General features: G+C 72.8%; 21 protein-coding genes. 2 read left to right on the plus strand and 19 right to left on the minus strand.

Annotated elements, in window-relative coordinates:
* Window positions 1-447 precede the first annotated feature (447 nt).
* Together ACG83_RS20565 and ACG83_RS20570 are read left to right on the plus strand one after the other, a co-directional pair.
* Entirely contained in the window at window positions 448-1,563 is a 1,116-nt protein-coding gene (locus ACG83_RS20565) for a hypothetical protein (RefSeq protein ID WP_054567793.1), read from the plus strand.
* Window positions 1,564-1,820: 257 nt separating this feature from the next.
* Entirely contained in the window at window positions 1,821-3,932 is a 2,112-nt protein-coding gene (locus ACG83_RS20570) for a WD40 repeat domain-containing serine/threonine protein kinase (protein WP_054567794.1), read from the plus strand.
* Window positions 3,933-3,942: 10 nt separating this feature from the next.
* Here ACG83_RS20570 and ACG83_RS20575 read toward each other — a convergent pair whose 3' ends face one another.
* The 19 genes from ACG83_RS20575 to ACG83_RS20665 all read right to left on the minus strand — a co-directional run bounded on the left by ACG83_RS20575 (window position 3,943) and on the right by ACG83_RS20665 (window position 24,680).
* Window positions 3,943-5,535, minus strand: coding sequence for an AMP-binding protein (locus ACG83_RS20575; protein ID WP_054567970.1), 1,593 nt, complete (start codon window positions 5,533-5,535; stop codon window positions 3,943-3,945).
* 177 nt (window positions 5,536-5,712) lie between these two features.
* Window positions 5,713-6,120, minus strand: a complete 408-nt coding sequence (locus ACG83_RS20580) for a Zn-ribbon domain-containing OB-fold protein (RefSeq protein ID WP_054567795.1) — start codon at window positions 6,118-6,120, stop codon at window positions 5,713-5,715.
* Window positions 6,117-7,355 (minus strand): acetyl-CoA acetyltransferase, encoded by a 1,239-nt coding sequence (locus ACG83_RS20585; RefSeq protein WP_369812903.1) that lies wholly within the window; start codon window positions 7,353-7,355, stop codon window positions 6,117-6,119. Before ACG83_RS20585 ends, ACG83_RS20580 begins: the two co-directional genes overlap by 4 nt.
* Window positions 7,352-8,563, minus strand: coding sequence for an amidohydrolase family protein (locus ACG83_RS20590; RefSeq protein WP_054567796.1), 1,212 nt, complete (start codon window positions 8,561-8,563; stop codon window positions 7,352-7,354). The genes ACG83_RS20585 and ACG83_RS20590 overlap by 4 nt, the downstream gene beginning before the upstream one ends.
* Before the next feature lie 10 nt (window positions 8,564-8,573).
* On the minus strand, window positions 8,574-9,386 hold the full coding sequence (locus ACG83_RS20595) for a mycofactocin-coupled SDR family oxidoreductase (protein WP_054567797.1): 813 nt from the start codon (window positions 9,384-9,386) through the stop codon (window positions 8,574-8,576).
* Between the two features lie 71 nt (window positions 9,387-9,457).
* A complete protein-coding gene (locus ACG83_RS20600; RefSeq protein WP_054567798.1) occupies window positions 9,458-10,285 on the minus strand; it encodes an enoyl-CoA hydratase family protein in 828 nt (275 codons plus the stop codon).
* Complete coding sequence (locus tag ACG83_RS20605) at window positions 10,282-11,544, minus strand: acyl-CoA dehydrogenase family protein (RefSeq protein WP_054567799.1); 1,263 nt, start codon at window positions 11,542-11,544, stop codon at window positions 10,282-10,284. Before ACG83_RS20605 ends, ACG83_RS20600 begins: the two co-directional genes overlap by 4 nt.
* Window positions 11,541-12,527 carry a VOC family protein gene (locus ACG83_RS20610; RefSeq protein WP_054567800.1) on the minus strand — a complete coding sequence of 329 codons (987 nt, stop codon included), beginning with the start codon at window positions 12,525-12,527 and terminating at the stop codon, window positions 11,541-11,543. Before ACG83_RS20610 ends, ACG83_RS20605 begins: the two co-directional genes overlap by 4 nt.
* Window positions 12,527-13,417: an SDR family NAD(P)-dependent oxidoreductase gene (locus tag ACG83_RS20615; RefSeq protein WP_054567801.1), complete on the minus strand. Its 891-nt coding sequence runs from the start codon at window positions 13,415-13,417 to the stop codon at window positions 12,527-12,529. The genes ACG83_RS20610 and ACG83_RS20615 overlap by 1 nt, the downstream gene beginning before the upstream one ends.
* An 80-nt stretch (window positions 13,418-13,497) precedes the next feature.
* Window positions 13,498-14,580, minus strand: a complete 1,083-nt coding sequence (locus ACG83_RS20620) for a cyclase family protein (RefSeq protein WP_158230791.1) — start codon at window positions 14,578-14,580, stop codon at window positions 13,498-13,500.
* Between the two features lie 140 nt (window positions 14,581-14,720).
* On the minus strand, window positions 14,721-15,758 hold the full coding sequence (locus ACG83_RS20625; RefSeq protein WP_054567803.1) for an LLM class F420-dependent oxidoreductase: 1,038 nt from the start codon (window positions 15,756-15,758) through the stop codon (window positions 14,721-14,723).
* Window positions 15,755-17,605 (minus strand): AMP-binding protein, encoded by a 1,851-nt coding sequence (locus tag ACG83_RS20630; protein WP_054567804.1) that lies wholly within the window; start codon window positions 17,603-17,605, stop codon window positions 15,755-15,757. Before ACG83_RS20630 ends, ACG83_RS20625 begins: the two co-directional genes overlap by 4 nt.
* A gap of 5 nt (window positions 17,606-17,610) precedes the next feature.
* Window positions 17,611-18,354 (minus strand): SDR family NAD(P)-dependent oxidoreductase, encoded by a 744-nt coding sequence (locus tag ACG83_RS20635; protein WP_054567972.1) that lies wholly within the window; start codon window positions 18,352-18,354, stop codon window positions 17,611-17,613.
* Window positions 18,355-18,362: 8 nt separating this feature from the next.
* On the minus strand, window positions 18,363-19,190 hold the full coding sequence (locus ACG83_RS20640; protein ID WP_054567805.1) for an enoyl-CoA hydratase/isomerase family protein: 828 nt from the start codon (window positions 19,188-19,190) through the stop codon (window positions 18,363-18,365).
* Window positions 19,184-20,452, minus strand: coding sequence for an acyl-CoA dehydrogenase family protein (locus tag ACG83_RS20645; RefSeq protein ID WP_083473403.1), 1,269 nt, complete (start codon window positions 20,450-20,452; stop codon window positions 19,184-19,186). The genes ACG83_RS20640 and ACG83_RS20645 overlap by 7 nt, the downstream gene beginning before the upstream one ends.
* Entirely contained in the window at window positions 20,452-21,633 is a 1,182-nt protein-coding gene (locus ACG83_RS20650; protein WP_054567807.1) for an acyl-CoA dehydrogenase family protein, read from the minus strand. The genes ACG83_RS20645 and ACG83_RS20650 overlap by 1 nt, the downstream gene beginning before the upstream one ends.
* Window positions 21,634-21,769: 136 nt before the next feature.
* Complete coding sequence (locus ACG83_RS20655; protein WP_054567808.1) at window positions 21,770-21,967, minus strand: ferredoxin; 198 nt, start codon at window positions 21,965-21,967, stop codon at window positions 21,770-21,772.
* Between the two features lie 31 nt (window positions 21,968-21,998).
* Window positions 21,999-23,474, minus strand: a complete 1,476-nt coding sequence (locus tag ACG83_RS20660; RefSeq protein WP_054567809.1) for an aldehyde dehydrogenase family protein — start codon at window positions 23,472-23,474, stop codon at window positions 21,999-22,001.
* A gap of 15 nt (window positions 23,475-23,489) precedes the next feature.
* Window positions 23,490-24,680, minus strand: coding sequence for a cytochrome P450 (locus ACG83_RS20665; protein WP_161934779.1), 1,191 nt, complete (start codon window positions 24,678-24,680; stop codon window positions 23,490-23,492).
* Window positions 24,681-24,829: the final 149 nt, after the last annotated feature.

Here is a 24,829-nt window from a genome sequence, read left to right on the forward strand (position 1 = left end):
TGGAATCACGTCTCGAAGCGCCCTCGACTGCGGTCTCCAGCTGCCCGAATCCCGGGGTCACCGGACCGGGGCACAGCCTTGCGGCGACCCGGCGAGCGAACGGTCTTCCCAGCTCAGGAGCGTTATCGACCGCTTCTCACCCGCGCTGGAGGGGTGCCGGCGCGGGCAGGGCCGGAGCCACGCCGAGGCCGGATCCGGCGGGGTTCCGACGCGGCTCACCGCCTGGCACCAAAGTGGTCTTTCGTTCGGGGCAACCGGGTGATGCCGACGTCAGATGCGGGCAACCACCGGTCGGCGGGTGCCGCCGTTGACGGTGTTCCACGCTCGTCGAGGCCCAGTTCTCCCCACTCATGCACAACCGGCCCCCGAAGTTTCGCCGCGCATGATCCCCTGAGGTGACATGTGTCTTACTCAGTGCGCTCACACGGAGACGGGGGTCTGACCGGTATGCCCGAGCACCTGACCGGGAACGTCCTGGAGGCCGACTACCTCGTCGACCTTTCCAACGTCGTTCGGCGACCGGGACCACGAGGGCCGGGGCTCTACCGGCTTGACCAGGTCATCGACGCGCTGATCGACCGGGACCACGACCCCGACGTGGTCCTCTATCTCGTCGCCGACCGCAGCCTCCCCCATGCCGGGCTGCCGCACGCGGACACCCGCACGCTGCGGGACTGGGAACAGGCGGGGCTGGTCGAGCTGCTCGGCGACGCGGACGTCCGGCTGCTGGAGCTCGCGGAGCTCACCGGGCTCAGTGTCATCACCCGAGACCGCTACCGTGGCCATCGCACCGAGTTCCCCTGGCTGCAGGGCAACAAGGACCAGTTCATCGAGCCGTTCATCGAGCGCGACGAACACGAAGGGCACCACGGGAACCAGGGGCCGGACGGACCCGAAGGGCGCCTGCTCCTACGCGACGTCGACATGGGGGTCGTGGACGACTGGAACATCTCTCGTTATGCCGAGCACGACGTCCTGAAAAAACAGGGTGTGCTGACCCGGTTCGACGTCCTCGAACGTGCGTGGCGCTGCCCGCACCACGCCTGCACCCTCTATGACCGCGACCACGGCAGTTTCGTGCTGATCCCGCGGATCCGGGCCGGCGAGCCGACCTGCGAGCTGCACGGCTCGCGGCTGCTCGACGAAGGCCCCCGCCCCGGCGCCGCCGCGATGAAGGTCCTCGTCGACCGCAGGTGCGTCGACCGGTTCGTCATCCCCTCCGGCACCGAGGTGGTGGTCGGCCGGGCGCCGGTGGACGGCTATTCCCTCGACCCCTGGCTGGCCAACCACGAACGCCTCAAGGTCAGCCGCCGCCATTTCGCCCTGTCGTTCGCGGACGGGAACCTGACCATCCGGGACGTCAGCACGTACGGCACCCACCTTCAGCTCGCGCCCGGCGCCCCGCTGACCGTGCTGCGCGGCACCGAACGAATTCTGGGCGTGGGCGAGAAGGTGCGATGCACCCGCCGGATCACCCTCACCCGCAGCGGCCGCCGCTTCCCGAACGAACTACGCACCAAGCGTGCCCAGCTGACAACAGAAGACCACGAGGCCACCCAGTAAGCCAGAGCTGTCGCACTGACCGATTAACCCACAACCCGCCGATGACGACCGGCAAGCATACCCACGTGCGCGGACATACCTGTCCGCACCGGACCGACAGGCAAGTCCGTGGCGGGCCTGTTTGACGGCAGCCTGTACCCACGTCGGGGTGCGGCGTTCGAGTGATTAGAGTTGTGCGCCACGCGCCGGCGCAGGCGCGACTCAGAGCCGGTCACGCGCGCCTGTTGCGCATGTCCTGACAGGGGAGACACCGGGTCATGCTTCTTGACCAGGCACGGGTGGCAGCGGCGCTGCCCGGCTACGATCTCGGCAACGAGATCGGCGCGGGATCCTTCGGACTGGTACTGGCAGGCTGGCACCGCAACCTGCAACGCGAGGTGGCGATCAAGGTGCTGGCCTCGGGCGGGCGTCGCCGGCCCTTCGGCGCCGACGAGGCGCAGATAATGGCGAGTCTCGACCACCCGCATATCGTCCGCGTCCATGACTTCCGCCCAGGTGACGACTTCGATGTGATCGTGATGGAGATGCTGGCCGGCGGAAGCCTTTCCCGCCGGCAACGAGAAATGGGTCAGGAGGAGTTCTGCGCGGTCGGTCTGGCGGTCGCCGGGGCCCTGAGCTACGCGCATTCTCGTGGCGTGCTGCACCGTGACATCAAGCCCGACAATGTGATGTTCGATTTTGCGGGCCATGTGAAGGTGGTCGATTTCGGGATAGCGAAGCGGGTGTTCGGGTCCGCGGCCACCGCGAGCGCGGTCATCGGCACCCCGTTATTCATGGCCCCTGAGCAGGTCGCACGCGGCCGGCTTGGACCGGCCACAGATCTGTACGCGTTGGGCATGATGCTCTTCCTGCTGCTCGCCGGGAAGACTCCCTTCGACGGTGAATGGTCTGACGAGGTCTTCGGAGAACCTCACCTGGCACGGCCCGGCCACAGTATTCGGCGCCCGGCCGGGGTTCCTCCACCAGTCGCCGACGTAATACTGCGGGCGCTGGCGAAGGACCCGGGGGGCCGGCCGCCGTCCGCGAAGGCGTTCGCGATCGACCTCGCCGAAGCGGCCGCGGACAGCTACGGCCCGGGCTGGCTCGGTCGCTCGGGGATCCGGGTGCATCTGGACGACGACGTCCGTGCCGCTGCCGAGGCTCGCTCCGTCCTCCCGATCGCGGTAGCGGCCGCGACCATTCCGCGAACGATCGACCCCGCTGGCCAACCGGCGCCAGCTCCGAATCCATCCCGGTCCGCCCGGTCTGGGCAGCAGAAGTCGCGCTCGCATCGCCGCTCCACGCGGCCGCGACTCCGTCGGCGTGGCGCGGCAGCCACCGGCGTGCTGCTGCTGTCCGCGGTCGCCGCACTTCTCTTCGCCACCATCAGCCGGGGAGCAGGTGACACCAGACCCCATCAGGTGGGTCTGCTGGAGGGCCACACCGACTGGGTGACGGCCGTTGCCTTCTCTCCGAACAGGCGCACGCTGGCCAGCGGCGGCCGGGACAGAGCGGTACGGCTGTGGGATGTGAGTGATCCATTCCACGCGCATCCAATCGGTGCTCCCCTGCTCGGGCACACCGACGGAGTCACCTCGGTCGCCTTCTCTCCCGACGGGCGGACCCTGGTCTCCGCCGCCAAGGACAGCACAGTGCGCCTGTGGGACGTCACCGACCCGTCCAGGGCTCGTTCTCTCGGCACCCCGCTGCCAGTGGCCGGCGGCTACGCGCACGCGGTGGCGTTCCCGTCGTTCGCGGGCCGCGTCATGGATGGACGTGGACGTGTTCTGGCCAGCGGCGGCGAAGTCGGCCGGGTGCAGTTGTGGGATCTCACTGATCCGTCCGCGCCGCGACCGTTCGGTCAGTCTTTCGCCGCACACGACGACCTGGTGTGGTCGGTCGCGTTGTCCTCGGAAGCGCGAACGCTGGCCAGCGGCAGCCTGGACGGCACCGTGCGGCTGTGGGACGTGAGCGATCCGGATCATCCTCACCCGCTCGGCGCACCGCTGGACGGTCACCGCGGTGGCGTCTACACGGTGGGGTTCGCACCCGATACCCGGACGCTCGCCAGCGGCGGAAAGGACGCTCTGATCCGCCTGTGGGATGTGACCGACCCTGCCAGCCCGCGGCCTCTCGGGCCGCCGTTGACCGGCCACACCAGCCTCGTCTGGCAGGTGGCGTTCTCTCCGGACGGGCACACCCTGGCCAGTGTGGCCGCCGACCACACTGTGCGGTTGTGGGACCTCACCGACCGGACGTCAGCACGCCCTCTCGGGCACCCTTTGGTCGGGCACACCAACTGGGTGACGTCAGTTGCGTTCTCCCCGGACGGGCACCTTGTGGCCAGCGGCAGCTGGGACAGAACTGTCCGGTTATGGGCGGTCCGGTGACCTCCGGCTATCAGATCCGTTTTTCCTGGCCGGCCCAGGCCTGCTCGCGCAGCACATATTTCTGGATCTTGCCGGTGGACGTCTTCGGCAGCTCGCCGAACTCGACGATCCGCGGGGCCTTGAAGCGGGCGAGACGTCCGCGGACATGGTCGACGATCTCCTCGGCGGTCGCCGACGCTCCCTCGTGGAGGGTCACGTACGCGGCCGGGACCTCGCCCCACCGGTCGTCCGGGACGGCGATCACGGCGACCTCCAGCACCGCGGGATGGTCCGCGATGGCCTGCTCCACCTCGACCGACGTGATGTTCTCCCCGCCGGAGATGATGACGTCCTTGCTGCGGTCGCGCAGCTCGACGTAGCCGTCGGGGTGCAGGACGCCCAGGTCGCCGGTGTGGAACCAGCCGTCGGGCGCGGCGGCGGCGGTGGCCTCGGGGTCCTTGAAGTAGCCGAGCATGATGTTGTTGCCGCGCAGCACGATCTCGCCGACCGAACGGCCGTCGGCGGGCAGGTCGGCGCCGGCGGAGTCGACGACCCGCACCACGCAGGAGATCATGTTCCCGACACCCTGGCGTGCCTTCAGCCGGGAGCGGGCCGCGTCGTCGAGGGCGTCCCATTCGGGCCGCCAGTCGCAGATCATCGCGGGGCCGAAGGTCTCGGTGAGCCCGTACAGGTGCGTGACGTCGAAGCCGAGCGCCGCCATCCGCCGCAGGATCGCCGGGGACGGCGGCGCCCCGCCGGTCGCCACCCGCACCGGCGGGCCGGCCAGCGGCGCGGCCTCGGGTGCGTAGGCGAGCATCGACAGCACGGTCGGCGCGCCTTCCAGGTGGGTCACGCCCTCGGCGCAGATCAGCTCCCACACCCGCGCCGGGTCGACCCTGGGCAGGCAGACGTGGGTGGCCGCCGCCGCCGTCACCGCCCACGGGAAGCACCAGCCGTTGCAGTGGAACATCGGCAGGGTCCACAGGTGCACCGAGGATGTGGACAGCCCGGTGTGCCCGACCATCGCCAGTGCCTGCAGGTAGGCGCCGCGGTGGTGGTACATGACGCCCTTGGGCCGGCCGGTCGTCCCGGAGGTGTAGTTGATCGACAGCAGCGCTCGTTCGTCCGTGGGCGTGATCGCGGTCGGTGTGGCGGCGGCCAGCATCTCCTCGTATCGCTCGTCCGCCCGGATCAGCAGCGGCGGATGGGTGACGCCGCCGAGGCCGGCGACCGCGGCCGCGACCAGGTCATCGAACTGCGGGTCGTGGATGAGGACCGCGGCCTCGGAGTGCTCGAGGATGTAGGCGATCTCGCCGGCGGACAGCCGGGTGTTGACGGCGACGAGGGGCACCCCCGCCCACGGCACGCCGAAGCTCGCCTCCAGCAGGACATGGGTGTTCGGCGCGAGGACCGCGACGGGCCGCCCGCCGGCGGGACCGACGAGCGCTCCCGCCAGCCGGCGGCACCGGTCCCGCAGCTCGCGGTAGGTCCAGCGGTGGTCACCGTCGACCACGGCGAGCCGGTCGCCGTGCGCGGCGGCGGCCCGGTCGAGGTAGGCCACCGGAGTCAGGGGCTCGAACGACAGCGCGTCGAGCCTCGCCCGCTCGGCTCCCGGCCTCGGCATCGAGCCCGCCATCGACCCCGGCCCGAAGCCCGACCCGGACTCCGACTCAGACTCCGGCTCCGGCTCCGGCTCCGTTAATTCAGGCACGTGCGGCACAGCCGTCTCCTTCGTGCGGACGCGGCCGGCTGCCTGTCGCGGGCGTTGGAGGGGCCCACGGGGCGACCGCGGTGGTGACTGTCAGGACACGCAAGGTTCCCACTGGACGAGGGTCTGGGCGGGCGTGTGCACGAACACCGCTCGTACCGGCGTCCCGGCGGTGATGGCGCCATCCGGCACGAGATTGCCGAACATGGCCAGGCCGGGCCGTTCCACCAGCTCGACGAGGACCACGGTGTAGGGGACCCGGTCGCGCAGACCTGCCCCGAACGGGTGGTGGGTGCGCGTCCAGGACAGCACCCGGCCATGCCCGCTGACCGGCCGCCACGTGCACCGGTCGGAGGTGCACACGCCGCACCGCGGGCCAGGTGGGAAGCGCGGCGTCCCGCAGTCGTCGCAGTGCTGGACGAGCAGCGCACCCCGGTCGGCACCGGCCCAGAACGGCGCGATCCACGGCGGGTGCACCGGCTCGGCGGCAGGCGGGCTCATGGCTGCCTCCGCAGCAGGACGGCCGACGAGATGCCGGTGGGAAAACCGGGCTGGGCGGTCGACAGCGCCACCTCGCAGCCCGGCACCTGGCGCGCACCGGCGTCACCGCGCAGCTGCGACACCGCCTCGGCGATGTGGTTGATCCCGTGGACGTAGCCCTCGGACAGGAAGCCGCCATGGGTGTTCACCGGCAGCCGCCCGCCCGGGGCGGTGACGCCGCCGGCGACGAACGGCCCGGCCTCACCCCGACCGCAGAATCCGTAGTCCTCGAGCTGCAGCAGCACGGCGATGGTGAAGGCGTCGTACAGCTCGGCGACGTCGACGTCCGCCGGCCCGATCCCGGCCCGTGCCCACAGGGTGCGGGCGACCAGGGCGCTGCTGGACGTCGTGAGGTCGGCGGCGCCGTGCCCGAATCCGTCCGGGCCGAAGGCGCTCGCCCAGGCGCGGACGGTGACGGGCCGATGGCGCAGGTCCCGGGCCCGCGGCGTGGTGGTGAGCACGAGGGCGCAGGCGCCGTCGGTCTCCAGGCAGCAGTCGAGCAGCCGCAGCGGCTCGGTGACCAGGCGGGAGGACAGGTACTCACGCATGGTCAGCGGCCCGCGCATGACCGCGCGCTCGTTGTCGGCGGCGAAGCACCGCTGGGCCAGGGCGACCTGGCCCAGGTGTTCCTCGGTGGTGCCGAAACGGTCCATGTGCATCCGGGCGCTCAGCGCGTAGACCTGCGACGGCGAGACGAGGCCGTAGGGCACCTGGAACAGGGTGTCGGGGCGGGTGATCGGGGCGCCGCCGCCGGTGCCGCCCATCCGGTGACCGGACCGGCCGTTGAGCGAGCGGTACACGACCACATGGGTCGCCTGCCCGGTGTGCAGCGCGGCGGCGGCGTGGCCGACGAGGGCGGGTGCCTTGCTGCCGCCGCCGAGCTCCTCATGGCTCCAGGTGATGCCGCGCAGGCCCAGGGCCGCCGCGAGCTCGTGCGGCCCGGCCGAGTCGTTGAGGTGGTGGGTGGCGACGCCGTCGAGGTCGGCGGGGGCGAGGCCCGCGTCCTCGACGGCGGCGAGGACCGCCGAGGCCGCCATGGCCAGCGGGGAGAGCCCGGACCGCTTGCTGAAGGGGTGGTAGCCGACGCCGACGACGGCGGCGGTGTCGCGCAGCTCGGCGAACGGGTGCCCCGCCGGGGCGGCCCGCGGCGCCACGGCGGCCCGCGGCGGCAAGGCTGCCTGCGGCGCCATGGTCACGGCAGGGCCGGGGGCTCGGCCGGGGTGAACCGGAACAGCCTCTCCGCGTTCCCCCGCAGGATCTTGTACTGGGTCTCGGCGGGCAGGTGCGCCATCCGCTCGCGGGCGAGCTTACGGCTGTGCGGCCAGGTCGAGTCCGAGTGCGGGTAGTCGGTCTCGATCATGATGTTGTCCTCGCCGATGAACTGCAGGTTCGCCAGGCCCACGGCGTCGTCGATGAAGCAGCCGTAGATGTGCCGGCGGAAGGTCTCCCACGGGTCGAGCGTCATCAGGTCGAGGTCGGGGTTGACGGCGGTCGGGAACGAACCGGGCATCGGGTCGAACGAGACCCCCTTCGTCGCCCATGCGCGCTGGGTGTGGATGACCTGCTCGGCGCGCTGCAGGAAGAACGGGATCCAGCCCATGTTCCCCTCCGACAGCGCGATCTTCAGGTTGGGGAAGCGCTGGAACACCCCCGAGAAGATCCATTCCAGCATCGCGCCGGCGGTGCGCACCGAGCCGAACGACAGGTTCGCCAGCACCGGCGAGTCGGGTGAGATCGTCGACAGCTGCGACGAGGACCCGACGTGCATGCACACGACCAGCTCGAGGTCCTGCGCCGCCGCGAACACCGGGTCCCAGTAGCGGGCCGGGTCGTGGATGGTGGGCAGGCCCAGCGGCGCCGGGTTCTCGGAGAACGCGACGGCCCGCGCCCCCTTGGCCGCCACCCGCTCCAGCTCGCGCGCCGCCAGCCGCGGGTCCCACAACGGCATGATCACCAGCGGGATGAGCCGCCCGGGGGCGGCCCCGCACCACTCGTCGATCATCCAGTCGTTGTAGGCCCGCACGCCTTCCAGCGCCAGCTCCTTGTCGGAGGCCTCCCAGAAGATCTGGCCGCAGAAGCGCGGGAAGGACGGGAAGCACAGCGACGCGAGCACCCCGTCGACGTCCATGTCCGCGACCCGCGCCACCGGGTCGTAGCAGCCGGGTGCCATGTCGGCGTACCGGATGGCCTCGGGCGAGTAGTCCTTGCCCTTGCCGACCACGGCGGACAGGCCGCTGGTCGGGACACGCTTGCCCTCGAAGACCCAGAACTCCAGGTCACCGTCGGTGACCAGCCGGGGCGCGGCGTCGCGGAACTTCGCCGGCATCCGGCTCTGCCACACATGCGGCGGCTCCAGCACGTGGTCGTCGACCGAGATCAGCCAGTCGAGATCGAGATCGGTCATCGCTGCCCCTTCACTTGACGAGGATTCCGGCGTCGACCGGCAGCGTGACGCCGGTGACGTAGCGGGCGGCGTCGGAGACCAGCCACAGGATGGCGTTGGTGACGTCGGACGCCTCGACGTAGGGCACCGGCAGCGCGTTCGACATCGCCTGCGAGCTGCCCACGGTGGTGATCCACTTCTCCATCACCGGATTGATGATCATCGGGGTGTTGACCCCGGTCGGGTGCACGGTGTTGACCCGGATCGAGTGCGGGGCCAGCGCGTTCGCGTAGCTGCGCATGAGCCCGACGACGCCGTGCTTCGAGGCCGCGTACCCGATGGACCCGGGGGCGTCCCCACCCACTCCGCGCAGGCCCGCCGTGGAGCTGGTGAGAACCACCGAGCCGCCGGGCCCGCGGTCGATCAGCGCCTGCTTGGCGACCTCGACGGTGTTCCAGACACCGACCAGGTTCACCGCGACGACGTCCAGGAACTGGGCCGGGTCGTCCGCGCCGATCGCCATCGGCGCGATGCCCGCGTTCGCCAGGACGATGTCGCATCCGCCGAGCTCGGCGACACCGGCCTCGAACGCCTCCCGAAGCCCGGCGCGGTCACGGACATCGGCCTGGCGGGCCACGATCCGCCGGCCGTGCGCGCGGACCTCGGCGGCGGTCTCGGCCAGGTCGTCCTCGCTGGCCAGCGCGTAGGCGACGGTGTCGATCGGGGCGCAGATGTCGACCGCGATGATGTCGGCGCCCTCCTGCGCGAGCCGCACGGCGTGGCTGCGCCCCTGGCCACGCGCCGCACCGGTGATGAAGGCGACCTTGCCTTCGAGCAGTCCCATCGATGACCTCCTGATCGGTTCGGTTCGGACGCCGGCGGCTTCCGGCTGCGTCCGGCGGTGTCCCGGTGGCGTCAGCGGCCCGTCCACGCCGGTGGGCGCCGGGCGTTGAACGCGCTGTGGAACTCGGAGTGGTCCGCCGTCGTCATCAGCAGGGCCTGGGTCATGGCGTCGAGCTCCATGGACGCGCCGATCGGCATGTCGAGCTCACGGGTGAGCAGCGCCTTCGTCTGCCGGTAGGCCAGCGTCGGGCCGTCCGCGAGCCGGCGGGCCAGCGCGTCCACCGTCGCGGTCAGCTCGTCGTCGTCGACGAGCATGCTCGCCAGCCCGTAGCGGTCGGCGGTCTCGGCGTTGATCGTGTCCCCGAGCATCAGCAGCTGGGTGGCGCGACCGAGCCCGACGACCCGCGGGAGCAGGTACGCCGCGCCCATGTCGCCACCGGAGAGCCCGACCTTGGTGAACAGGAACGCGAACCGGGCCTTGTGCGAGAGGACCCGGAAGTCCGACGCCAGCGCGATGACCGATCCGGCGCCGGCGGCGATGCCCTGGATCGCCGAGATGATCGGGATGTCGACCTCGCGCATGGCGCGGATGACGTCGCCGGTCATCTTGGTGAAGCCCATCAGGTCGTGGGCGTCCATCTTGATCAGCTCACCGATGATCTCGTTGACGTCGCCGCCGCCGCAGAACCCCTTGCCCTCACCCCGGATGACGAGGACCTTCGTGTCGCCCCGGTGCGGCAGCTCGTGCAGCAGGTCGCGCAGGTCCGCGTAGCTCTGGAAGGTCAGCGGGTTGAGCTTCTCCGGCCGGTTGAGGGTCACCGTGGCGACCCCGTCGGCGACGTCGAACTTGAAGTGCTCCCAGTTCTCCGTGATCGACGCTGAGGCGCGGTACAGGCTCATCGGGCAGGCTCCCTGGTAGGCGGTGCGGAACGGGTCGTGTCGGCGGTGGCCGTGTCGGCGGCCGCGGCCGCCCGGGCGTACAGCGACCGGGCGATGATCGTGCGCTGGATCTCCGAGGCGCCCTCGTAGATCCGCGGGGCCCGGACATCGCGGTACAGGTGCTCCAGCAGGTGCCCGCGCTGCAGGCCGCGGGCCCCGTGCAGCTGCAGCGCCTGGTCGACGACGACCTGGGCGGCCTCGGTGGCGAAGAGCTTGGCCATCGCCGCGCTCCGGGTGATCTCGGCCCGCCCGGCCGGCCCGCTGTTGGCGGCACCGCCATTGGCCGCGCCGCCGTCGGCCAAGCCGTCGTAGGCCGCGGCGGCGGCCCGCACCAGCAGCCGGGCCGCCTGCACCCGGGTCGCCAGGTCCGCGAGCGTGTGCGCGACGGACTGCTGCGCCGACAGCGGCCCGCCGAAGGCCTGGCGCCGCGCCGTCCAGTCGACGGCGGCGTCGAGGGCGGCCTGAGCCATGCCGACGGCGAACGCGCCGACGCTGGGCCGGAACAGGTCGAGGGTGCGCATCGCGACCCGGAAACCGGCGTCGACCTCGCCGAGAACGTCGGCGCGGCCGACCCGGACACCGTCGAAGTCGAGCGTTCCGAGCGGATGCGGGCTGAGCATGTCCAGCGGCTCGCCGGTGAGCCCCGGCGCGTCGCCGGGCACCGCGAAGGCGGTGACACCGCGGGCGCCGCCGTCCGCGCGGGTCCGGGCGAAGACGGTGTAGACGTCGGCCCACGGCGCGTTGGAGATCCAGGTCTTGCGGCCGGTGAGCCGCCAGCCGTCGCCGTCCGGGTCCGGATCGGCGCGCAGGGCCAGCGCCGCCGCATCCGAACCGGCTTCCGGCTCGGACAGCGCGAACGCGGCGATGACCTCGCCGGTGACGACGCCCGGGATCCACCGGCGCACCGTGCCCGGGGAGCCGGACTGCAGGATCGGGTAGCTGCCCAGCCCCTGCAGCGCCAGCGCGGTCTCCGCCTCGGTGCTGACGGTGGCGAGCGTCTCGCGCAGCAGGCACAGCTGCATCGCCGCGGCGTCGCGCGGTTCCTCGCCGGGCTGCCCACCGAACAGCGCGCGCAGCAGCCCCAGCTCGCCCAGCTGCCGCAACAGCGGCCGGTTCACCCGGCCCTCGGTGCTCGGGACGTGGACGAGTTTCGCCGTCGCGACGTCGCGGACCTGGTCGGCGAACGCACGCTGGGCGTCGGTCAGGTCGAACTGGCTCACGCCATCACCTCCGATCCGAGCGGGGCCAGGTAGGGCAGCTCCCGGGCGAAGCGCCACTGGACGCCGAACCCGTCGGCGGGCGCCACCACGACCGCGCCGGCGCCGTCTCGGTGGGCCGCGGTGCCGACGGCGGCGAGGTGCGCCGCGGCGGCGCCGGTGTCGGCGACCAGGAAGGTGATCCCGAGGTAGTGGTCGGCGGCGTCGGTCACCAGGCCGGCGTACGGGCTGCCCGGCCGCGGGACGCCCAGCTCGAACACCGAGCCGGCGAGCATGAGGTAGGTGCTGTCGGTGCCCAGGTCCGGGTTGGGTGCGGTGCCGAGCACGGTGCCGCCAAGGGCTTCGGCGTACAGGCGCAGCGCCCGCTCGGGCCGCCGGGTCAGCACGGTGTGGTGCGAGCCGCGGATGATCGTCATGGGGTCGTCCGGCGGCGGGGCGCCGGGCAGCCTCCAGTCGGGCCGCAGCCGCGGGTCACCCTTGCGCGAGTAGTACTCGACGTAACGGTCCGCGAGCTGGAAGAACTCGTAGCGCAGCCCGGTGTCGGCCGGTTCGCTGAAGAACAACAGGATGTCCGGGGCCATCGCCGAGACGGGGACGTGGCCGCCCTCCACCCGGCGGCCCAGCTGGTCATGGGTGCGGATGCCATGGCCGGCCAGGTGCGCGGCGGCGGCGACGGCGTCGTCGACGTACCAGCCGAGCCCGATCGGGCGCTGGTCGGCGAGGTCGTAGCGGTCCTGGCCGGACAGCCGGCCCTGGGCGTGCATCGACGGGCACAGCGCGTCGAGGACGACGTCGCCCACGACCATGAAGAACGAGTAGTCCTTCGGGTAGTCGACGTCGAGCATCGAGATGTCGTACCGGTCCGCCCAGCGGACGTCGGGGCGGCTGAACACGGCCCGGTACCAGGCCCGGGCCGCCTCCAGGTCGACCACCGCGAACGTCGGGTGGAACATCCGGCGGACCACCTGGGCACCGGCGGCGCCCATCAGTTCGCCCGCCGGTACTGGTCGGCGGACGTCGACAGGACCTGGAACCGGTCGGTGGCGAGCAGCCCGTCGAGGCGGTCGAAGACGTCGTCGAGGTCGTCGGTGGCGGCGACGCCGTCGGTCTTCGCGGTGAAGATGTTCGCCCACACCCCCATGCCCGCGCTGAGCACGTGGCCGGTGACCGCGCAGTCCGCGTGGGCCAGGTAGAGCGCGACCGGCGAGGCCAGCTCGGGCACCAGCAGTGCCGCGTCGACGCCAGACCTCTCGGCGAACCACGCCTGCGACATCGGGGTGATCGCGACCGGGCACAGCGCGTTGATCCGGATGTCGGTGTCGGTGTTGTCCTGGGCGGCGGCCCGGGTCATGCCGATGACGCCGGCCTTGGCGGTGCAGTACGCGAGGACGCCCTGCCCGCCGAACGCGCCGAGCGCGGACGCGGTGTTGACGATCCGGCCGTACCCCTGGCGGCGCATGTGGCGCAGCGCCGAGCTCATGGTCCAGAAGCCGCCCATGAGGTTGACCCGCCAGTTGTCGTACATCAGCGCCGTCCCGGTGTCCTGCGCGGTGCCGAAGCCGTGCATCCCGGCGTTGTTGATGACGATGTCGATGCGCCCGTGCGCCTCGACGGCACGCTCGACGAGCCCGCGGGCGTACCGCTCGTCGCCGATGTCACCCTCGTCCGCGTCGGCGGTGACGCCTTCGGCCGCGAGCAGCTCGACGACGCCGCGGGCGGTCTCCTGCTCGGCGCTCTCCCCCTGCTCGCGGCGGATGTCGTTGAGCACGACGGTGGCGCCGCGGCGGGCCAGGGCCAGGGCGTGCCGGCGGCCCAGGCCGCTGCCGGCCCCGGTCACCACCGCGACCTGTCCGTCGAAACGGTATTTGCCGGTCATCGCGCGAAAGTCCCTTCTGGAGATGGACGGGCTGGGCGGACGGGCGCGCTGACGTGGGCCTGCGGGCCCGCAGGCCCACGTCAGCGCAGCGCGACCGCGTTCGCCGGGGAGCTGACCCCGCCGGGCAGGTGCAGCGGCGCGGAGACGACGAGGCACTCGTAGCGGCCGTCGCCGTGGCAGGCCCGGGCCAGCTCGTCGAGGTCCCACAGCTCGCCGAGGGCCATCCCGAGCAGCGGCACGAGCAGGAAGTGCAGGAAGACGTCCTCGCAGTGCGCCGGGTCGAGCAGCCACGAGGTGGCCTGCGCGCGGCTCAGCGGCCAGCCGCGCGGCCACACCTCGACCGCCGGGTTGTCCACGGCGACGGCCGCCGGGTGCAGGTCCCACAGGAACGCGGCCATCTCCCGGCCGGGCGCGAGGCCCGGGTTGGCCAGCTCCTCGGCCATCGCCTCGCCGAGCCGCGCCCGCCGCCGCGCGCTTCCGGCGCGGTACCAGCCGAGCCAACCGGTGCGGATCAGCAGGATGTCCCCGGTCTCGACGGTCGTGCCCTGCGCGGCGAGCGCGCCGGCGAGGTCGTCCGGGGTGACGGCGACGGAGCTCGCGTGGTCGATCGGCCGGCCGGCCGCGCCCAGGTACCGGTCGACGTCCACGAGGACGGCCCGGCCGGCGATGCCGCGGCTGGCCCAGTGCTCCATCCCATGGTCGGTGCAGGGCAGGCCGTTGTAGTACTCCCACCGGGGGTGGCGGACGTGGCCGAAGCCGTCCCACTGGCTCGACCCCTGCGGGTTCCAGTCCGACAGCGTCTCGTCCCGGCCCACGGGCAGGGCCCGGATCGTGTGCTGGAACCGGGAGCGGCGGAACAGCGGCGGCCCGGGGACGTCGAGAGGCAGGTCCAGCGGGATCACCCGGTGGTCCCGGACGGTCGCCACACCGGCGGCCAGCCGCGCCGGAGTGAGCAGGTTGAGCGTGCCCAGCCGGTCCTCGGCTCCCCACAGGCCCCAGGACGAGCCTGGCGGGGCGCCCGGCGTCACCGGCAGCTCGGCGTAGCTGGGCAGGTCCGCGGAGACGGCCGCAGGTGCGGGGGAACGAGCGGGTGCGGGTGCAGGAGAACTCGGGGCAGCCGGGGAATGCGCGGCTGCCGCCGGTAAGGATGTCCCTGTCGTCAACGTGCCTCCCTGAATCAGGGCCACCGCGGGAGTGGCCTGGCCCCGTTCGTGTGTTTCCACCGTCGCGTGGCCGCGTTACGCGGGGCGTTTCGCGCCCGCTTCCGACCGCGTGGGGATGCGCAGGATCCGCGCGACGGATGTCAGTCCGCCAGGTGGGCGGCAAGCGCGGTGATCAGGCGCTCGTAGGCCTCGACGTCGCCGGCGGCGGTCTCCGGCACGATCACCGGCTCCAGCCCGGTGCTCGCGAACTCGCGCAGCCGGCGGGCGCACTCCCGGGCGGTGCCGACCACCGCCAGGTCACGGACGACGTCCTCGGGCAGCGCGTCGGCCATGGCGTCCAGGTCGGGCTGCGCGGTGACCCGTTCGACGACGGCGCCGAGCCCCAGCGAGGTGAACCAGCGGGCGTACGGCGGGACCCGCAGGTAGGAGGCGAGGCCGCGGCGCAGCGTCACCGGCGTGCGGTCGGCGCCCGGCTCGGCGAGCGCCACCCGCACCAGCGCGAGCCGGCGGAACGGCCGGCCCGCCACCGCGGTCTCCGCCGCGAGCGTGGCCGCCGCGGAGGCCGGGACGAAGTTGAGGATCACCCCGTCGGCGCGCTCGCCGGCCAGCCGCCGCATGCCCGGCCCAAGTGCTGCCAGCAGCAACGGCGGCCGGGCGGCCGGCACGGTCAGCGTGAACCCGCTGGAGCTGAAGGCCTCCCCGGAGTGGAAGGTGCGGCGCCCGCCCAGCACGTCGTCGAGGATCGTCAGCGCGTCGCCGACCGCGGCGAGCGGGCGGGTGGGCGCCAGCCCGTGGAAGGACCGCATGATGCGCGGTGAGGAGACACCGATCCCCAGGGCGAACCGGCCGCCGGACAGGGTCGCCAGCGTGTTCGCCGACATCCCGAGCAGCGCCGGGGTGCGGGAGCCGATCGGGACGATGGCGGTCCCCAGCTCCACCGAGACGGTCGCCGCGGCCGCCGCCGCCAGCTGGGCGAAGGCGTCCGCTCCGCTGACCTCGGCGGCCCACACGGAGGTGAAGCCGAGCCGTTCGGCGAGGCCGGCGAGCGCCGCGGTGCGTGGCGCCGGCACCGCCCGGTACGGCAGCAGAACGCCGGCACGCAGCCCACCGAGCCCGGCACGGCCAGCGCTCACGGCTCCGTCGGCGCTCAGTACACGGGCGGCTCGGTCGGCGGTCACGCCGTCACCGCCCCGCGCCCGCCGGGTGGCAGATCCCGTACCAGGTCGCGCAGCACGAACTTCTGGATCTTCCCGGACGCGGTGCGCGGCATGACATCGACCAGCTCGACCCGCTCCGGCCAGTAGGTCTTCGAGACGCTCAGCGTCGCCAGGTAGGACGTCAGGTCACCGAGCGTCAGGCGCGGCCCCGGTCTGGGCACGACCACGGCGCAGGCCCGCTCCCCGAGCCGTTCGTCGGGGTAGGGCACGATCGCGATGTCGGCGACCCGCGGGTGCGCGTAGAGCATCGTCTCGACCTCGGTGACCGGGATGTTCTCGCCGCCGCGGATGATGATGTCCTTGAGCCGGCCGGTGATCCGCACGCCGCCGTCGGCGTCGAGGCGGGCGATGTCACCGGTGCGGAACCAGCCGTCGCCGTCGTAGGCCTCCCCGGTCCGTTCCGGGCGGCGGACGTAGCCGAGCGCCTGCGAGGCTCCGCGCACGAGCAGCTGGCCCTCCTGCCCGACCGGCAGGTCGGCCCCGGTGGGGTCGACCACCCGGGCCGACATCCACGGGCAGGGGACGCCGTCGCTGCGCGCGGCCGCGTCCCGCCCCTGGCCGGCCCGGGTGAAGGTGACGGCGCCGTTCTCGGTCATGCCCCAGACGGCGACCACCCGGGTGCCCAGCACCTCGTCCGCCTCGGTGACGACCGCGGGCGGGATCGCGGCACCCCCGGCGATGAAGTAGCGCAGCGACGTGGCCGTGGGGGTGGCGGCGCGCTGGGCGCGGATGATGTCGACGAGGAACGCGGTGGTGGCGAACGTCCACGTCGCCCGTTCCGCCGCGATGATGTCCAGCCCCGCCCGCGGCTCCCAGACGTCCTGCAGCACCGTCGTCATCCCGTGCGACAGCGGTGCCAGCACGCCGTAGACCAGCCCGGTCGAATGGGTGACCGGCGACGGCATGAAGACGACGTCGTGTTCGGCGACGTCGAGCGCGTCGAACAGGGCGCGGGTGCGGGCGGTCAGCGTCGCGTGTACGTGGCCGACGCCCTTGGGCTCGCCGGTCGTCCCGGACGTGAACTGGATGTCGCTGACCAGGTCACCGTCCACGCCTCGGTCGTGATGCGAGCCGGGGCCCGCCGCCGGCGACGGTGGGCGGCCCAGGACGTCCGTCTCGAACGACAGCGCGCGGATGTGGTCGCAGCCGAGATCTCCCGAATGGAGATCGCCGGTGCCGACGTCGTCGGAGCCGGGGGCGTCAGGCCCCGGGCCGACGAGCACCACGGTCGGTGCCGCCGACCCCGCCTCCGCGCCGTCGTCCGGCCAGATCTCGGCCAGCATCGCCGGGTAGTCGAACGACCGGAACCGGCGCGGCGCGAAGTACACCCTGGGCCGTAACATTCCGGTCGCGAACGAGATCTCGCGGGCGCGGTGGATGGGCAGCACCGGGTTCAGCACCGCGCCCACCCGCAGGGTCGCGAGCGCGACGGCCGGGAACTGCCACCAGTTCGGCAGCTGCACCGACACCACGTCGCCAGGACGCACGCCGACGCCGAGCAGGAACGACGCCACCCGCTCGACCCGGTCTGCGAGCTGGGCGTAGGTGAGCCGGTCAGCGGTGGCGCTGCCGGGGGTGGCGCTGCCGGCGCGGTAGCCGACGACGGCCTCGCGGTCGCCATGTGCCCGGCAGGTGGCGTCGAACTCGTCGAGCACGGTGGTGTCCGGCCACCAGCCCCGTTCCCGGTACTCCCGGCGGCGGGCCGGATCGATCGTCAGGCCGAACGTACCGAGCACCCGGCGGCTCTGCTCACCGACCTCACGCTCACCGACCTCATGTCCTCCGACGTCGCGGATGCACTCCCCCATCGGGCTCAGCCCGCCATCGTGAGGCCACCGCTGACGCTGATGACCTGGCCGGTCACATACGACGCACCCGGCGAGCCGAGGAACGCCACGACCCGGGCCACCTCGGCGGGCTCGGCGAGTCGGCGGAAGGGGATCGCCCGGACCAGCGCCTCCTGGATCTTCTCCGGCTGCAGACGGAACAGCGGCGTGTCGGTCGGGCCGGGCGCCACCGTGTTGACCGTGATCTTGTGGCGGGCCATCTCCCGCGCCAGGGACTTGGTGAACGCGATGACGCCGCCCTTCGCCCCCGCGTACACGGTCTCGCCGAGGCTGCCGACCCGGCCGGCGTCGCTGGAGATGTTGACGACGCTGCCCGGCCGGCCGGCTTCGACGAGCGGGGCGAGGAACGCCTGGCAGACCCACATCGGGCCGAGCAGGTTCAGCGTGGTGACCCGCATGATGTGCTCGGCGTCGTTCTGCAGGAACGGCTGCCCGACGTTCCAGCCGGCACCGTTGACGACTAGGTCGGTGAGGCCGAACTCGCCGGCCACGGCGTCGCGCAGCGCCAGGATGCTCGGCTGGCTGGTGACGTCCACCGAGAACGCCTTCGCCGTTCCGCCGGCAGCGGTGACCAGGCTCGCGGTCTCGTTCGCGCCCGCCGGGTTGATGTCGGCGACGGCGACGGTGGCACCGGCGGCGGCCAGCTCGACGGCGACGGCCTGGCCGATGCCGGATCCGGCCCCGGTGACGACGGCCACGCGCTCGCACAGGTCAGCAGTCACGTGTCGATCTCCTTGGTCTCGGTGTTCTGGGTGCGGCTGCTCTGGGTCCGGCCGTGCTGGGTGCGGCCGTGCTGGGTGCGGCGGTCGTGCAGGAAGCGCCGGAGCCGGTCCTGGGTGTCGGGGTCGGCGTGCAGCCGGCGCTGGCTGACCGTCTCGGCGGCGAAACCGGCGGCGGTACCGGCCCGGGCGACGCACTCCTTGGCCGCCCGTTGCGCGGCGGCCGAACCGGCCAGGATCCGCGCCGTGACGGCGTCGACCTCCGCATCGAGGTCGGCGTCCGGGACGCACCATTCGACGATCCCGAGCTCGGCGGCCCGGCGTCCGTCGACGAGCTCGGCGGTCAGAATGATCCGCATCGCAGCGCCGCGGCCGATCGCCGCGGTCAGGCGCTGCGTGCCGCCGCCGGCCGCGACCAGCCCCAGCTGGCTTTCCGGCAGGCCGATCCGGGAACCCTCGGCGGCGATCCGCAGGTCGCACGCGAGGGCGAACTCCAGGCCCCCGCCGGTGACCGCGCCGCGCAGCACGGCCAGGGTGGGCACCGGCAGCTCGGCCCACAGCGTGAACGCGTGCTGGATGCGCCCGGCGAACCGGTTGAGCGCGGTGACGTCGCCGCTGTCGACCGCGGCGGCCATCATCGCGATGTCACCGCCGGCGGAGAAGTGCCTCCCGGCGGAGCGCACCACGGCGAGGCGTACCTGCGGGCTGGCGGCGAGCCGTGCGGTGATGGCATCGAGGCGGTCGAGCGCGTCGTCGTCCCAGGCGTTCACCGGCGGCCGGTCGAGCGTGACGCTCGCGAGCGGGCCGTCGACGGCGAGCGTCAGCACGGCGTGCCCTCCCGGACGAGTTGGCGGGCCAGCAGCAGCCGGTTGACGTCGTTCGTCCCGTCGTAGATCTCGCCGCCCTTCGCGTCGCGCAGCAGGCGGGCGAACTCGTACTCCTCGATGTAGCCGTAGCCGCCGACGAGCTCGACCGCGCGCGAGGTGATCTCGGCGGCGGTGCGGGTGCAGAAGACCTTGGCGGCGGCGGCCGAGCCCATGCTGCCCCGGCCGGTATCGACGGCCCGCGCCGCGCTGTAGAGCAGCGCGCGGGCGGCGAACAGCTCGATGCGCATGTCCGCCAGGCGCAGCTGCACAGCCTGGTGGTGGGCGATCACCCGGCCGGACTGGTGGCGTTCCAGGCAGTAGCGCCGGGCCAGGTCCAGGGCGCGCTGGCCGATCCCGACGGCCTGCGCCGCGGTGCTCAGGCGCGCCCCGTCCAGCGGTTCGAGCAGGTAGCGGCGGCCGTCGGCCTCCGCGCCCAGGCAGTCGGCGGCGGGCACGGCGACGTCGTCGAACGCCACCTCGTTCGTGCTCGACCCGCGCAGCCCCAGCTTGTCGAACCCGGGGGCGACGGTGATTCCCGGGCTGTCCGCGGCCAGTATGAACGCGGCCACGGTGCCGTCCGGTGCGTCCGATTCACGCACCTTCGCGAAGACGACGAACGTCCCGGCGAGGTCGCCGTTGGTGATGAAGGTCTTGCGTCCGTTCAGCACGTAGTGGTCGTCGGCTCCGGCCGTCGCCCGGCGGCGTCGCGCGGTCGTCGTCATCGACAGGACGTCGGTGCCGACCGCCGGCTCGGTGAGCAGGACGGCGGCGATCGACTCCCCGGTGGCGACGGCGGGCAGCCAGCGCCGGCGCTGGTCGTCGGTGCCGTAGCGGGAGATGACACCGCTGCTGTGCGCGTTCGCCATCACGGTCATCGCCGCCGACGCGCAGGCGCGCGCCACCTCCTCGACGACGAGCGACAGCTGGACCCGGGTGGCGCCCCCGCCGCCGTGCTCCTCGCTGACGGCCAGGCCGAACAGGCCCATCCGGCGCAGCTGGTCGAGCGTCTCGGGTGCCAGCCGGTGCCGCTGGTCGGCCGCGCGCGCGCCTGGCACCAGCTCGGCCTCGGCGAACTCGCGGATCCGCCCGCGCAGCTCGATCTCGTCCTCGGTGAGCAGGACGTCGTCGGCCGCCGCCAACGTCTGCGATGCGGTCGACGCCGGGGGCAGCGTCGATGTCGCGGACGCGGACGCGGACCCGGACAACGTCGCGGACGCCGTCATCAGGTGAACGCCCGGTGCCCGGTGAGCGCCTGGCCGATGGAGAGCGCGTGGATCTCCGCGGTGCCCTCGTAGGTGAGGACCGACTCCAGGTTCATCATGTGCCGGATCACCGGGTACTCCAGGGAGATCCCGTTCGCGCCGAGCATCCCGCGGGCGGTGCGGGCGACGTCGCTCGCCATCACGGTGTTCGCGAGCTTGCCCATCGAGACCTGCGCGGGCGCGAGGCCCTGGACGTCCTTGAGCCGGCCCAGGTGCAGGGCCAGCAGCTGGCCCTTGCCGATCTCCAGCGCCATCGTGGCCAGCTTCTGCTGGGTGAGCTGGAAGCCCGCGAGCGGCCGGCCGAACTGCGTGCGGGTCGAGGTGTAGGACAGCGCCGCCTCGTAGCAGGCCCGCGCGGCGCCGGTGGCCCCCCAGAGGATGCCGAAGCGGGCCTCGTTGAGGCAGGACAGCGGCCCGGCCAGGCTGCGGGCCAGCGGGAGGCGGGCGCGCTCGGGCAGCCGGACACCGTCGAGGACGAGCTCGGCGGTGACGGAGGCGCGCAGCGACATCTTGCGGTGCAGGGTGTTCGTCGTGAACCCCGGGGTGCCCCGGTCGACGAGGAAGCCGCGCACGCCCTCGTCGGTGCGGGCCCAGACGACGGCGACGTCGGCGATGCTGCCGTTGGTGATCCACATCTTGGACCCGTCGAGGATCCAGTCGTCCCCGTCGCGGCGCGCGGTGGTGCGCATCGCGCCGGGATCGCTGCCCGAGTCGGCCTCGGTCAGCCCGAAGCAGCCGATCAGCTCGCCGGCGGCCATCCGGGGCAGGTAGTCGTTCTTCTGCTCCTCACTGCCCCAGCGGTGGATGGCGAACATCGCCAGCGAGCCCTGCACGCTCGCGAACGACCGCAGGCCGCTGTCACCGGCCTCCAGCTCGGCGCAGGCCACTCCGTAGGCGACCGCGCTGCCCCCGCCGCAGCCGTAGCCCTCCAGGTGCAGGCCGAGCAGGCCGAGCGCGCCGAGCTCCTTGGCCAGCGCGGGGTCGAAGATGCCGTGCTCGTACCAGTCCGCGACCTGCGGCAGGAACCGTTCCGTGACGAACTGGCGGACCGTCTGTGCCAGGGCGCGTTCGGTGTCGTCGAGCTGGGTCGTCAGGGCCAGTGGATCGAGCGGATCCACGGTGCGCGGCGGGGTGGCGGACATGGTCGACGTCCCGTTCCTTTCGCAGTGGTGAGGCGGCATGGCGCGGCCGGGCGGTGGTCTCGCCCCTGGGGTGTCACGCCTGGGCTGCCGCGCCTGGGCTGCCGCACCTGAGTTGTCGTGCCTGGGTTGTCGTGCCTCAGGGGGATTTCGAGATCGCCTGCTCCGGGCACGCCACGATGGCGTCGTCGAGCTGGACGGTCTGGGCCACGGTGAGATCGTCGGCGACCAGCAGGAAGGCGGTGCCGCTGTCGCTGACGTCGAAGAGGTCGGGCGCTTCCAGGGAGCACCGGCCGTGCCCCTGGCAGCGGGCCTCGTCCACGGACGCTCTGGTCATCGGGTCTGCTCCTTCTGCGTTGTCGGCGAGATCAGCCGCGGGCTCGGGTGACCACCTGGGGCTGGGTGAACTCCAACAGCCCGGGCAGGCCGTTCGCGACACCGATCCCGCTGGAGCGCGCCCCGAAGAACGGCAGCTCGGGCGGCAGACCGCCATGCCCGTTGACGTACGTCATGCCGGTCTCCAGCCGCTCGGCCAGCACCGCGGCGCGTTCGGGGTCGGCCGACCAGACCGAGCCGCACAGGCCGAACTCGGTGGCGTTCGCGCGCGCGACGGCGTCAGCCGGCCGGTCGTAGCGGATGATCGGCGTGACCGGGCCGAACTGTTCCTCGTCCACCAGCGGCACGCCCTCGGCGACGTCGGCGACGACCGTCGCGGGGTAGAAGAATCCCGGCCGGTCCGGCGGCGCCCCGCCGGTGGCGATCCGGCCACCGCGGGCCACCGCGTCCGTGACCAGTCCGCGTACCCGCTCCCACTGCGGCCGGGTGGACAGCGGGCCCATCGTCACGCCGGGCTCGTAGGGCCCGCCGACCACGACCCGCCCGTACGCGTCGGCGAACGCGGCGACGACGTCGGCGTAGATCGCGGCCGGGGCGAAGATCCGTTTCGGGATGGCGCAGATCTGGCCGCAGTTCTTCAGCGCGAGCGCCGCCAGCGCGGCGGCCGTGGCCGGCACGTCGACGTCCTCGAGCAGGATCGCCGCGTCGTTGCCGCCGAGCTCGAGGGTGACGCGGGCGAGGCGGCTGCCGGCCGCGGCGGCGATCTGCCGGCCCGCCCCGGTCGACCCGGTGAAACTGATCTTGCGCACGGCCGGGTGCGCCGTCATCCGCCGGCCGACATCATCGCCGCCGCTGACCACGTTCAGCACCCCCGGCGGCAGCACCCCGGCCAGCAGCTCGCCGAGGCGAAGCGTGGCCAGCGGCGTGAACGGCGAGGGCTTCAGCACGACGGTGTTCCCGGCGCGCAGCGCGGGCGCGACCTTCCAGGCCGCCATGCCGATCGGGCCGTTCCACGGCGTGATCGCGGCGACCACCCCCAGCGGCCGGTAGGCCAGCTCCACCAGGCTGCCCGGGACGTCCCGCAGGACCTCCCGGGGAATGTCCAGGTCGGCGTAGTAGCGAAACCAGCTCGGCGCATAGGAGACCTCGCCGGCGGCCCAGGCCAGCGGCTTGCCGGACTCCAGCACCAGCAGCCGGGTCAGCTCGCCGTGGTGCGCCTCGATGGTGTCAGCGATGTCGCGCAAGGCCTGGCGGCGGCCCGCCTCATCGTGGCGCCAGGCCGGGCCGGAACCGCCGCCGGGCCTGCCGCCGAGGGCCGGGCCCCACCCGCCACCGGGCTCCTCGCCGAAGGCGCCGGGCTCCTCACCGAACGCCGCCACGGCGGCGGCCACGGCCTCGTCGACCTGCTCGGGCGAGCATTCGGGCGCACGCCCGGCGGGCTGGCCCGTCGCCGGGTCCACGACATCGAAGGAGGCGTGCGTCGACGCGGGCCGGCCGGCGATCGTCATCCGGTGCGTCATGGGTCAGGCCCGGCGGTCGAAGTGCAGCGGGACCGAGCGCAGCGAGTTGCCGACACCGGCGGTCCACTCGTAGCGGGCTCCGGGCACCGGTCGCAGGTTCTCAACCCGCCGCAGCAGCTCGTCGAGGGCGATCTCGATCTGCATCCGGGCCAGGTTGGAGCCGATGCACCGGTGCACGCCGAGGCCGAACGCCGCGTGGCCGGGCCGGGTCGCGCCGAAGGTCAGCTGGTCGGGGTTGGGGAACTTGGCCTCGTCCCGGTTCGCCGAGTCGAAGCGGACCATGACCCGCTGGCCCTTGGCGATCGCGACCCCGCCGACCTCGGTGTCCCGGGTGGCGACCCGGGCCATGTACCCGACGGGGGACGCCAGGCGGAGGAACTCGTCCAGGTCGCGGCGGATCCAGCGCGGGTCGCGCAGGCGCAGCTCCAGGCCCGGGTTCGTCGCCAGGTAGTAGCCGATCGCGCCGATCGCGGCGCGGGTGGTGTCCAGCCCGCCGAGGATGAGGATCGCCAGGATCCGCAGCTGCTCGTCCGGTGTGGGCACCTGGCCGCCGAACGGCCCGGTCACGATGGTCCGCAGGATTCCGTCCGGCAGCTCGTCGAGGTGGGCGCGGGCGTGGTCGAGGAACCGCTCGCTCATCGCGATCAGCTGCCCGATCACTTCCGGCGTGGGCTGCTCGGAGGCCCGCAGCGAGATCTCGCGAGCCTGGGCGAGCTGCTCGGGGGTGATGTCGTTGAGGACGATCTCGACCAGTGCCTGGCTGGAGAACGGGCCGGCGAACTCGGTCAGCAGCTCCACCTCGCCCCGGTCGGCGAACGCGTCGGCCAGGTCGGCGGCGATCGCGCGCATCCGGGGCTCGAACCGGGCCAGCGCCTTCCTCGACAGCAGCGGGTTGAGCATGTCCCGGGCGTGCGTCTGCACCGGCGGGTCGGTGTGGATCGGGCACATCTTCAGGTTCGACGGCGCCGGACTGGCCTCGGTGGAGGAGAACGTCTCCCAGTCCTCCAGCACCCGGCGGATGTCGTCGTAGCGGGTCAGGATCCAGAAGCCGCCGTAGTTCGCCTCGGTCCGGCTCACCGGGCAGTGCTGGCGGGCGTAGGCCAGGATCTCGTGCTTGCGGTCGGAGTGCTCGGGGTTCAGCACATCGAACTCCCGCAGCATCGTTCCTAACGCGGGCCGCTCGGTCGTCGTCACGGCGATCTCCCATGCGTGGCTGGGCGTTGCTGGACAGTGGGTCATCCGCGCTGCGGCGCCCGGTTCGCCGTCGACGTTCGGCGGCCGGCGTTACCGTGTCCGTTATCGGGCTCATGACGATCCCGGCCCTGTGCCGCCCGGGCGTGACC

The organism is Frankia sp. R43, from assembly GCF_001306465.1.
Classification (GTDB): domain Bacteria; phylum Actinomycetota; class Actinomycetes; order Frankiales; family Frankiaceae; genus Parafrankia; species Parafrankia irregularis.

Excerpts from the sequence above, each read along its gene's own strand:
- ACG83_RS20590 (WP_054567796.1), bottom strand. The coding sequence starts at position 8,563 with ATGACCGATCTCGATCTCGACTGGCTGATCTCGGTCGACGACCACGTG.
- ACG83_RS20610 (WP_054567800.1), bottom strand. The coding sequence starts at position 12,527 with ATGGGCGCCGCCGGTGCCCAGGTGGTCCGCCGGATGTTCCACCCGACG.
- ACG83_RS20630 (WP_054567804.1), bottom strand. The coding sequence starts at position 17,605 with ATGGGGGAGTGCATCCGCGACGTCGGAGGACATGAGGTCGGTGAGCGT.
- ACG83_RS20645 (WP_083473403.1), bottom strand. The coding sequence starts at position 20,452 with ATGACGGCGTCCGCGACGTTGTCCGGGTCCGCGTCCGCGTCCGCGACA.
- ACG83_RS20565 (WP_054567793.1), top strand. The coding sequence starts at position 448 with ATGCCCGAGCACCTGACCGGGAACGTCCTGGAGGCCGACTACCTCGTC.
- ACG83_RS20650 (WP_054567807.1), bottom strand. The coding sequence starts at position 21,633 with ATGTCCGCCACCCCGCCGCGCACCGTGGATCCGCTCGATCCACTGGCC.
- ACG83_RS20660 (WP_054567809.1), bottom strand. The coding sequence starts at position 23,474 with ATGACGATCGCCGGCCGGCCCGCGTCGACGCACGCCTCCTTCGATGTC.
- ACG83_RS20655 (WP_054567808.1), bottom strand. The coding sequence starts at position 21,967 with ATGACCAGAGCGTCCGTGGACGAGGCCCGCTGCCAGGGGCACGGCCGG.
- ACG83_RS20570 (WP_054567794.1), top strand. The coding sequence starts at position 1,821 with ATGCTTCTTGACCAGGCACGGGTGGCAGCGGCGCTGCCCGGCTACGAT.
- ACG83_RS20600 (WP_054567798.1), bottom strand. The coding sequence starts at position 10,285 with ATGAGCCTGTACCGCGCCTCAGCGTCGATCACGGAGAACTGGGAGCAC.
- ACG83_RS20595 (WP_054567797.1), bottom strand. The coding sequence starts at position 9,386 with ATGGGACTGCTCGAAGGCAAGGTCGCCTTCATCACCGGTGCGGCGCGT.
- ACG83_RS20580 (WP_054567795.1), bottom strand. The coding sequence starts at position 6,120 with ATGAGCCCGCCTGCCGCCGAGCCGGTGCACCCGCCGTGGATCGCGCCG.
- ACG83_RS20615 (WP_054567801.1), bottom strand. The coding sequence starts at position 13,417 with ATGACCGGCAAATACCGTTTCGACGGACAGGTCGCGGTGGTGACCGGG.
- ACG83_RS20575 (WP_054567970.1), bottom strand. The coding sequence starts at position 5,535 with ATGCCGAGGCCGGGAGCCGAGCGGGCGAGGCTCGACGCGCTGTCGTTC.